Origin of the sequence: Streptomyces sp. rh34 (genome assembly GCF_002551245.1) — a bacterium.
Taxonomy (GTDB): domain Bacteria; phylum Actinomycetota; class Actinomycetes; order Streptomycetales; family Streptomycetaceae; genus Streptomyces.
This window is the reverse complement of record NZ_NTGZ01000283.1, coordinates 1-9,288: the sequence shown is the minus strand read 5'-3', so window position 1 is coordinate 9,288 and position 9,288 is coordinate 1. Positions and strand designations below refer to the sequence as shown.

Sequence of the window (9,288 nt, the reverse complement as noted above, 5' to 3'; positions counted from 1 at the left end):
GCTCCCGCCCTCTGCGGGCTCGGGCTCGATCCCGGGCTCCGGCGACGCGGCGGCCGGGGTCTCCTCCCCGGCCACCGGGCCGTCCGGGGCCTGCGGGGTGTCCGCCGGCTTCGCGGGCTCCTGGGCGTCCCCGGGCGCCGGGGTCCCGTCACGCCGGGCAGCGTCCTGTGGCGAACCGCCCTGTGGGGTCCCGTCCTCGGGGGTCACGCCCTCGGGCCCGGGCTCTTCCTGCGACCTGCCCTGCGGCTTGTTCCCGGCCGGGTGGTCCGGGTCGGACGGCGGGCCAGCACTGTCGGTCACGTCTGCGTCCATCCTTCACGTTCGGCGGCGCGAGGGGCCGCCGGTCGCAGGAGTAGACGGCTGAAACTCACGCTTGGTTGTGCACGGCCAGGAGAGTGGTCTGTACCGCCCGATCATCTACCCGCCCCGGAGCCGATTGCCGAGGACTCGGCCCGCTGTGGGCCGGACGAGTGCACCTCAGGGCGCTTGTCATACCGCGGTGTTGGTGACCCGCTCGCTCGCGGTCCGCTGGGCCAGCCCGTCCGCGTCGAGCTGCCCGAGGTGGCGGCAGAGCACCACGGACCCACCGGCCGCCAGTGGCGCGAAGAGCCCGGCACTCAGCCCTTCCCAGGTGTCGTACGTACGCCCGGTGAGCAGTCGGGACCCCGGTACGAGTCCGAGGGCGTCGGCGTCCTCGCGGGCCCGGGCGACGAGCTGCGCACCCGTCAGCCCGGCCCCGCCGACGGCCAGCGCGGGCGCCTCGGGGTCCACCGGGGCGAAGGGCGCGAAGCGGTCGCCCTGGCTCGGCACCTCCACCGCGTAGTCCGCGAACCCCTCGGGCGCCTGCGGGAACCGGCCGCCCAGCGGACGCAGGGCAAGGGCGACGCGCTCGCCCCGGCACGCCCGCGCCCGCTCCAGGGTGTCCGGGCCGGTCACGACGAGGTCGGCGGCGGCCGGGTCGCCCTGGACGTCGGCGACGACCCCGACGGAGGAGCAGGCGAGCAGCCAGACCGCGGACTGCCAGTGCGCCGGGAGCAGCAGGGCGAGCCGGTCGCCCGGCTCCGCGGCCAGGTCGCCCTGGAGCAGATTGGCGGTCTTGGCCACCCAATTGGCGAAGGTGGCCACCGACAGTTCGACGCGTTCTCCGGTGGCGTCGTCGTAGAAGGTGACCAAGGGGCGGGCCGGGTCCGCGGCGAGGGCGGATCGCAGCAGGTCGGCGGGGGTGCGGTCGCTGGAGTTCATCCGCGCAAGCGTACGCGGGGGCGCTGAGCGCGGCGGGCTGAACGGGTATCACGTACACCGGTTCGGCCGACGGGGCGTCAAAGCGGGGCGGATGCCCGGGTAGCCGGACCTGTGACGGTATGACCACGATCGTGCGTATGCGTGCACTATTGGTCACCTCAGTCGGCGTCACCTGCGCGGCGGCCCTCACCCTGCCGCTCGCCGCCCCCGCCCTGTCCGCCCCGGCCGCGCACTCCGCCTCGGCCCGGCCTCCTTCTCTGTCCCCCGGGTCGCCCGGGTCCGGCCCGCCGTCGGCCCGGGCCGAAGCCGCCCCCACCGAAGCGAACGAAGCGACCGCCCCCGAATCCGCCCCGCCGCGTACCGGCGAGACCCGTGCGGACGCTCTCGCGGGCTCGACGCAGTCCCTGCCCCTGGAACCCCTCGCCGCACCCTCCGACCGGGCCGTGGGCCCGGCGGCGTCCGGCCAGGGGCTGGACCGGCGGACGGCCCGGCCGTTCTCCCTCGTGGGCGTGGTCTGGGACGACGCCGAAGCCGAACTCCACGGCACGGTCCAGGTCCGCACCCGGGCGACCGGCGGCACGAGCTGGTCGGACTGGCAGGACGTCGAGACCCACAACGCCGAACACGCCGCCGACCTGGACAGCGCCGAGCGGGCGTCCGGCGCCGCGCGCGGAGCGACCGCCCCGCTCTGGGTCGGCGACTCGGACGGCGTGGAGGTACGCGTACTCCCGGAGGCGGCCGATCCGCGGCACCCGTCCGCCGCCCCACCGCTCCCCGAAGGGCTGCGCCTCGAACTCGTCGACCCCGGCGAGGACCCCGTGCCGGAACCCGCTGACGACACCGTCGGCCGGACCGTCACCCAGGCGATCTTCGCCGGCAACCCGGTGCCGCCGACGGCGGCGGGCGTGCCGGAGGTGCTCACCGCCGAATCCGCCGCCGCCTCGGCCGTCAACGCGGAACTCGCGCCGCTCGGCGCGGCCGTCATCCCCGCGCTGACCAAGGCGGAGACGGCAGAGGAGTCGGCGATCGTCGCGGCCGGGGCGAAGCCGTACATCGGCCCCCGGCCGAAGATCATCACCCGCAAGGGCTGGGGCGCGGACGAGAAGCTCCGCGAGCGCAACTTCGCCTACACCAGGACGGTCAAGGCGGCCTTCGTGCACCACACCGCGTCCGGGAACAACTACACCTGCAAGCAGGCCCCTTCGCTGCTCCGCAGCATCTACCGCTACCACGTCAGGAGCAGCGGCTGGCGCGACTTCGGCTACAACTTCGCCGTCGACAAGTGCGGAAACATCTACGAGGGCCGGGCCGGAGGCGTCGCGAGGGCGGTCCTCGGAGCGCACACGCTGGGCTTCAACACCAACACCATGGGGGTCGCGGTGCTCGGCACCTACTCCTCCACCAACCCGCCCGCCGCCGCGGTGACCGGCGTCTCCAAGCTCACCGCCTGGAAGCTCGGACTGTTCGGGGCCAACCCCAAGGGCAAGGTCACCCTTGTCTCCGGCGGGAGCGGCAAGTACGCGAAGGGCAGGAAGGTCAAAATGAACGTCATCTCGGGCCATCGGAACGCCTTCGCAACCGAATGTCCCGGAGCGCGTCTCTACAAGAAGCTCGGCAAGGCCCGGACCACCTCCGCCAAACTGCAGGGCCGCTGACCGGGGCGTTTCCGACCGGTCTGCTTAGACTGGCCAGCCACAACCAGGCCAGGCCCCAGCAGGAAGCAGAGACGGTGCTGTGACAGAGGCAAAAGAAGCGATCCTCCTGGTCGGTGGCAAAGGCACCCGGCTGCGCCCGCTCACGGTGCACACCCCGAAGCCGATGGTTCCGGCCGCGGGGGTCCCCTTCCTCACCCACCAGCTGGCGCGGGCCAGGGCGGCCGGGGTGGAGCACATCGTGCTCGCCACGTCCTACCTGGCGGAGGTCTTCGAACCGCACTTCGGCGACGGTTCCTCGCTCGGTCTGCACATCGAGTACGTCACCGAGCGGGAGCCGCTCGGCACGGGCGGAGCCATCCGCAACGTCGCGCCGAAGCTGTCCTCGGGACCGGACGAACCGGTCCTGATCTTCAACGGCGACATCCTGACCGGGCTCGACATCCGGGCCCTGGTCACCTCGCACACCGTCTCCGGGGCGGATGTCTCCCTCCACCTGACCCGGGTCGAGGACCCTCGCGCCTTCGGCCTCGTGCCGACCGACGCGACGGGCCGGGTCACGGCCTTCCTGGAGAAGCCGCAGACGCCGGAAGAGATCGTCACCGACCAGATCAACGCCGGGGCGTACATCTTCCGGCGCTCGGTCATCGACTCCATCCCGTCCGGCCGTCCCGTCTCCGTCGAGCGCGAGACCTTCCCCGGACTGCTCGCCTCCGGCGCCCACCTCCAGGGCATGGTCGACTCCACGTACTGGCTGGACCTCGGCACCCCGGGCGCCTTCGTCCGTGGCTCCGCCGACCTCGTCCTCGGCCGCGCACCCTCCCCGGCGGTCCCCGGCCGCTGCGGCGACCGCCTGGTCCTGCCGACCGCCTCCGTGGCCCCGGACGCCAAGCTCACCGGCGGCACGGTGGTCGGCGAGGGCGCGGTGATCGGCGCGGGCGCGAGAATCGACGGCTCGGCGATCCTGGCCGGTGCGGTCGTCGAGGCGGGCGCGGTCATCACGGACTCCCTGGTCGGGGCCGGCGCCAGGATCGGCGACCGTACGGTGCTGGCGGGCGCGGTGATCGGCGACGGGGCGCAGGTGGGCGCGGACAACGAACTGCGCGACGGGGTCAGGATCTGGTGCGGCGCGGTCCTGCCGGACGCCTCGGTCCGCTTCTCCTCGGACCAGTAGTCCCGTACCCGCACCCGTACCCTCAAAGGGACCGACCTTTCTCTCCCCCCAGAACCCCGAGGCCCACCCGTGGCAGGACGATTCGCCCCCCGCTCCGCGCGAGCGGTGCTGCCGCACCAGGCTGCCGCCCCGGCGCGTCGGGCGACGACGCCCGCGCACGACGGCCCGGCGCTGACCCGGGAGTGGACCCCGCCCGGCCCGCTGGACCTCCGCCTCGTCCTCGGACCCCTGCGCAGGGGTCCGGCGGACCCCACGTTCCGGATGGTCGCGGACGGCACGTTCTGGCGGGCCACCCGTACGCCCGAGGGCCCCGGCACCCTGCGCGTCGCGGCGCGCGGCGGCCGGATCGAGGCGGCGGCCTGGGGCCCCGGCGCGGACTGGCTGCTGGCGGGGCTTCCCGCGCTCCTGGGTGCGGACGACGACCCGGACGCCTTCGTCCCCCGCCACCGCCTGCTCGCCCTGACCCGGCACCGCCGCCCCGGCCTGCGGCTGCTGCGCACGGGCCTGGTCATGGAATCGCTGATCCCCTCGATCCTGGAGCAGAAGGTCACCACGGACGAGGCGTACCGCGCCTGGCGCCACCTGGTCCGCCGCTTCGGCACCCCCGCCCCGGGCCCCACCGCGGACCTGGGCCTGCACGTGATGCCGGACCCGCGGGGGTGGGCGATGATCCCGTCCTGGGAATGGCACAGGGCGAACGTCGACGCCAAGCGATCGTCGACGATCCTGCGCGCGGTACGCGTGGCCCGCCGGCTGGAGGAGGCGGCGACGATGAACCTCCCCGAGGCCCTGGCCCGCCTGGAACTGATCCCCGGCATCGGCCCCTGGACCTCGTCCGAGACCCTCCAGCGCTCGAACGGCGCGCCGGACGCGGTCACCGTCGGCGACCTGCACCTCCCGGGCATCGTCGGCCATGCCCTGGCGGACCGCCGCGACGCGGACGACGAGGAGATGCTGTCCCTGCTGACCCCGTACGAGGGCCAGCGCCACCGGGCGACCCGCCTGATCCTGCTCTCGGGCCACACCCCGAAACGCCGGGCCCCGAGGATGACCCCGGGCAACATCACCCACCTGTAGCCGTTCCGGGGCCGGCGCTCCCAGCCCCTCCGGGGCGTGGCATTTCCAGCCCCTCCGGCGCTTGAGGAGCGGGGCCCGGGGCAGAGCCCCGGTTCCGGGAAGGGGCGGGTGGGGGAAGGCCCCGCGCAGCGGCACCCACCAGCACCCACCCCCACCTCACCGCACGGTGAGAAACGCCTCCGCGTCCCGAACGCCCCGCTCCCGAGGCACCCCCGCCGCATGCCCCACCGCCACCGCCCCCAACGGATCCCAGGACGACGGCAGCGACAACACCTCCCGCACCACGGACCGGCAGAACATCGTCGAGGACACCCACGCCGACCCCAGCCGCTCACCCGCCAGCGCCACCAGGAAGTTCTGCACGCCCGCACCCGCCGCGACGACGAACATCTCGCGCTCCGCGGTGTCGCGCCGCTCGTCCCCGTACGTGTGCGAGCCGTCCATCACCAGGCACGGCACCGCCAGATACGGCGCGTCGCGCAGCACATCCCCGCGCCGCACCCGTTTGGCGATCGACTCCTCGCTCTTCCCGTCGCGCCGCAGGTCCTCGATCCACGCGGCCCGCATCGCGTCGAGCAACCGGGTCCGCGACGCGGCGGACTCCAGCAGCACGAACCGCCACGGCGTCGTGTGGTGAGGGGCGGGCGCCGTCACCGCCGCGGCCACGGCCCGCCGCACGGCCCCCGGATCCACCGGCTCGTCGGTGAACTCGCGCACCGTACGCCGCAGCGTCACCGCTTCACGGACCGCCTCCGACGTCCCGAGCCGGAACATGTCGTCGGCCGCACTCCGTACGAGCGCGCGAGCACCGGCGGAGTCCTCGTCACCGGGAGACACCACGTGCCGCAGCCCCCGCACCACGGCGACCGGCAGCCCCTCCGCCTTGCCCTTGACCAGGTCCCCGGCCGCGGCCAGCTCGTCCGCCGTGGCCACGACCGTGGCGCTGAGCGGATTGCCGTACGCGTCCGTCCCGCCGCGCAGATCGTCCAGCACCCGCACCCCGGCCGCACCGATCGCGACATCGGTCAGACCGTTGCGCCAGGGCCGCCCGAAGGTGTCCGTGACGATGACGCCGACCTCCACGCCGAGGGCGTCCCGCAGCCCGTCCCGGATGGCCCGGGCGGAGGCGTCGGAGTCCTCGGGCAGCAGCAGCACGGTCCCGGCCTGCGTGTTCGAGGCATCGACCCCGGCGGCGGCCATGACCAGACCCTGCCGGTTCTCCACGATCCGCAGCGTCCCGCGCCGGGCCACGACCCGCACGGTCTCGGCGTCTATGGCGGCCTCGCGGTCGGTGGCCTCGACGATCCGGCCCTCGGCCTTGGAAACGATCTTCGAGGTGACGAGCAGGATGTCCCCGTCGACCAGCCCCGGCTCGGCCGCGGCGATCAGCTTGGCGAGATCGTCACCGGCCCGCACCTCAGGAATCCCGGCCAGCGCCCAGACCCGAAAAGAGGGCGCACCGGAGGTCGAGGGCCCACGGGAAGCCGAAGGACCACCGGAGGCCGCGAGACCGTCGCCGGCGGCGCCAGGAGAACCGCTCACGCCCGGACCTCCTCGGCCAGATCCAACGCCTGCCGGGCCATCTCGGCGGTCGCGTCCACGTCCGTCATCATCAGCGGCACCGCCCGGCAGCGGATCCCCGCCGCCTCGACCTCGCCGACCGCACCCGTGTCCACCGTGTCCACCAGCCAGCCGTCCAGCAGCCCCGAACCGTAGTGCTGGGCCACTGCCGCGGCGGTCGACTCGACGCCCACCGCGGCGAGCACCTTGTCCGCCATCCCGCGCACGGGCGCGTCCCCGACGATGGGGGAGAGGCCGACGACCGGCACCCCGGCCTCGGCGATGGCCTCCCGGATCCCGGGCACGGCGAGGATCGTGCCGATGGACACCACCGGGTTCGACGGCGGGAAGACGATGACATCGGCCGAACCGATGGCCTCCAGCACCCCCGGAGCCGGCTTGGCCTGCTCCGCGCCGACCGGCACGATCGCCTGCGCCTCGACGGAGGCGCGCAGCTTCACCCAGTACTCCTGGAAGTGGATCGCCTTGCTCTCGCCGTCCGTCTCGACGGCCACATGCGTCTCGACCCGGTCGTCGGACATGGGGAGCAGCCGTACGCCCGGCTGCCAGCGGGCGCAGAGCGCCTCGGTGACCGCGCTCAGCGGATAGCCCGCGCCCAGCATCTGCGTACGGACGATATGGGTCGCGAAGTCGCGGTCGCCGAGCCCGAACCACCCGGGGCCCACGCCGTACGCCGCGAGCTCCTCCTTGACCTGGAAGGTCTCGTCGGTCCGCCCCCAGCCCTGCTCCTCGTTGATGCCACCGCCGAGGGTGTACATCACGGTGTCGAGGTCGGGACAGACCTTCAGCCCGAACAGATGGATGTCATCACCCGTGTTGCCGATCACCGTGATGTCCGCGTCGGGCGCGGCCTGCTTGAGGCCGCGAAGGAAGCGGGCACCGCCGATGCCACCGGCCAGAACAACAATGCGCATGCAGAGCAGTTTGTCAGGCGGGTACGGCGCCCACGGTGGTCGGGGCGCTTTGCGTGGCGTGCATCGGCATCTCGGTCAGGCCCGGGTAGTAGATGTGCAGACTCACGGCCGGCTCGAGCGAGTCGTTGACCACTTCGTGGACGTACCCGGGGCCGAAGGCACGCTGCGCGCCCGCGCCGAGAGCCCGCGTCCCGCGCTCGGTGTGCTCGGTCAACTCACCTCCCAGGACCGTCAGTACGCCGGCGGAGAGGCCGTGGTCGTGTCGACCGCTGCTCTGCCCCGGCACCCAGCTGAGCAGCCACACCTCGTAGCCGGGGCCCTGGTGCAGGCGGTGGTACCAGCGGGAGGCGGAGTCGTACTGGACGATTCCGGCCCACCGCGCGCGGTCGGCGGCGATGGAGCGTGCGAGGCCGACGAATTCGGAGACGGTGGAGGGGTGCTCGCGGGCGGGCTGCAGGAGGTGCTGGACCTCAAGGATGTCGCCGGCGATCTGAAGGTCGCTGTCGCTGTTCATGGCTGCGGTGGTTCCTCGGCATGGGAGTGCACGTGCGGGGAGTCGCGGTGAGCGTCGGCAGCTCGGAAGAAGCCGCGGGGAGTGCGAGATGCGGGGGAGGAGCAGGAGGAGACGGAGAAAGACGCTCGACCGGAGAGGCTGGATCAGAGCTGGAGCGCTACGGCATCAACAGCTGTGACAGCTGGAACAGCAACAGCGGGCCTGGACAGCACTACGGAACCCACGGATGTGGGTGACGCGCATGGCTGTGGTCGCTGGCATGGGACCAAGGAGACCGGCTCGGCCGTCCGCTGTCAACCCAATGCCCGATATGGGGGCAATGTTTCACCCCTTCCGGTTGTCGGTTTCGGAGAAAGGTTTATGCGCCTCTGAGCAGGGACATGTGGCGCATCATCCGCGCCCTCAAACGCGACTGACGTTCCGTGACCTGACTGTGATCTTGATCGCTTCGGTGATCGAATCGCAACACAAGGGCACCCCCGTTCGTCTCTCCAGGGAGAGGGTGCGGAGTTGTGGGGCCAGTGGCATATGTCAGGTTTTTGCTGATTTGAACACTTTCTGCATACGCTTGGTTCCGCAGAGTGAATCCCTGGGCCAATAGCAGATCCTCGCTTGACTGGCCCGGAGATACACACTTGTAATTTCACTCGTGTCGTTCAGCCGCAAACGGCTGCATCACGGGACGCAAGAGACAGACGAGGGGCGCATATGACCGAGCTGTTCCAGCAACTGCTGGTCGAGGACGCGGACGAGGAACTCGGCTGGCAGGAGCGCGCACTGTGCGCCCAGACCGACCCCGAGTCCTTCTTTCCCGAAAAGGGCGGATCCACCCGGGAGGCCAAGAAGGTCTGCCTCGCCTGTGAGGTGCGTTCGGAATGCCTTGAGTACGCCCTTTCCAACGACGAACGCTTCGGAATCTGGGGCGGGCTCTCCGAGCGGGAGCGGCGGCGCCTCAAGAAGGCCGCCATCTGACGTCCGCCCCTGGCGGGCCCCGCCACCGGACGTCGGCCACCGGCCATCGCACTCGAACCACCCCGAATTACCCTGGACCGCCCCGAACCGCCCCGAACCAACCTGGACCGCATCGGGCCACTTCGGACCAGAAACAGACCCCGGACGTCCCCCGACCGGACC

General features: G+C 72.3%; 8 protein-coding genes and 1 pseudogene. 4 read left to right on the top strand and 5 right to left on the bottom strand.

Annotated elements, in window-relative coordinates; translation table 11 throughout:
* Window positions 1–300: pseudogene (locus CR470_RS32405) on the bottom strand (LCP family protein); the annotation flags it as partial.
* Between the two features lie 189 nt (window positions 301–489).
* Entirely contained in the window at window positions 490–1,242 is a 753-nt protein-coding gene (locus CR470_RS32400; RefSeq protein ID WP_097871033.1) for a TIGR03089 family protein, read from the bottom strand.
* A gap of 137 nt (window positions 1,243–1,379) precedes the next feature.
* On the opposite strand from CR470_RS32400, the gene CR470_RS32395 reads away from it, so the two are divergent.
* From CR470_RS32395 to CR470_RS32385, 3 genes are all read left to right on the top strand, one after another.
* Window positions 1,380–2,897: a peptidoglycan recognition protein family protein gene (locus CR470_RS32395; RefSeq protein WP_097871034.1), complete on the top strand. Its 1,518-nt coding sequence runs from the start codon at window positions 1,380–1,382 to the stop codon at window positions 2,895–2,897.
* A gap of 79 nt (window positions 2,898–2,976) precedes the next feature.
* On the top strand, window positions 2,977–4,068 hold the full coding sequence (locus CR470_RS32390) for a nucleotidyltransferase family protein (protein ID WP_097871032.1): 1,092 nt from the start codon (window positions 2,977–2,979) through the stop codon (window positions 4,066–4,068).
* A gap of 69 nt (window positions 4,069–4,137) precedes the next feature.
* On the top strand, window positions 4,138–5,145 hold the full coding sequence (locus tag CR470_RS32385) for a DNA-3-methyladenine glycosylase family protein (RefSeq protein WP_097871031.1): 1,008 nt from the start codon (window positions 4,138–4,140) through the stop codon (window positions 5,143–5,145).
* Window positions 5,146–5,301: 156 nt separating this feature from the next.
* Here the strand turns inward: CR470_RS32385 and CR470_RS32380 are convergent, their stop codons facing one another.
* The 3 genes from CR470_RS32380 to CR470_RS32370 are packed head-to-tail and all read right to left on the bottom strand — an operon-like array spanning window position 5,302 to window position 8,154.
* Window positions 5,302–6,687: a coenzyme F420-0:L-glutamate ligase gene (locus CR470_RS32380; RefSeq protein ID WP_097871030.1), complete on the bottom strand. Its 1,386-nt coding sequence runs from the start codon at window positions 6,685–6,687 to the stop codon at window positions 5,302–5,304.
* Window positions 6,684–7,640: a 2-phospho-L-lactate transferase gene (cofD, locus tag CR470_RS32375; RefSeq protein ID WP_097871029.1), complete on the bottom strand. Its 957-nt coding sequence runs from the start codon at window positions 7,638–7,640 to the stop codon at window positions 6,684–6,686. Before cofD ends, CR470_RS32380 begins: the two co-directional genes overlap by 4 nt.
* A gap of 13 nt (window positions 7,641–7,653) precedes the next feature.
* Window positions 7,654–8,154, bottom strand: coding sequence for a cysteine dioxygenase (locus tag CR470_RS32370; RefSeq protein ID WP_097871028.1), 501 nt, complete (start codon window positions 8,152–8,154; stop codon window positions 7,654–7,656).
* A gap of 708 nt (window positions 8,155–8,862) precedes the next feature.
* Between CR470_RS32370 and CR470_RS32365 the strand changes: the two genes are divergently transcribed.
* Window positions 8,863–9,126 carry a WhiB family transcriptional regulator gene (locus CR470_RS32365; protein WP_003968728.1) on the top strand — a complete coding sequence of 88 codons (264 nt, stop codon included), beginning with the start codon at window positions 8,863–8,865 and terminating at the stop codon, window positions 9,124–9,126.
* The last annotated feature ends 162 nt before the right edge of the window (window positions 9,127–9,288 follow it).

What these genes read in the sequence shown, in the direction of transcription:
- CR470_RS32395 (WP_097871034.1), top strand. Translation starts at nt 1,380, where the DNA reads ATGCGTGCACTATTGGTCACCTCAGTCGGCGTCACCTGCGCGGCGGCC.
- CR470_RS32370 (WP_097871028.1), bottom strand. Translation starts at nt 8,154, where the DNA reads ATGAACAGCGACAGCGACCTTCAGATCGCCGGCGACATCCTTGAGGTC.
- CR470_RS32365 (WP_003968728.1), top strand. Translation starts at nt 8,863, where the DNA reads ATGACCGAGCTGTTCCAGCAACTGCTGGTCGAGGACGCGGACGAGGAA.
- CR470_RS32400 (WP_097871033.1), bottom strand. Translation starts at nt 1,242, where the DNA reads ATGAACTCCAGCGACCGCACCCCCGCCGACCTGCTGCGATCCGCCCTC.
- cofD (WP_097871029.1), bottom strand. Translation starts at nt 7,640, where the DNA reads ATGCGCATTGTTGTTCTGGCCGGTGGCATCGGCGGTGCCCGCTTCCTT.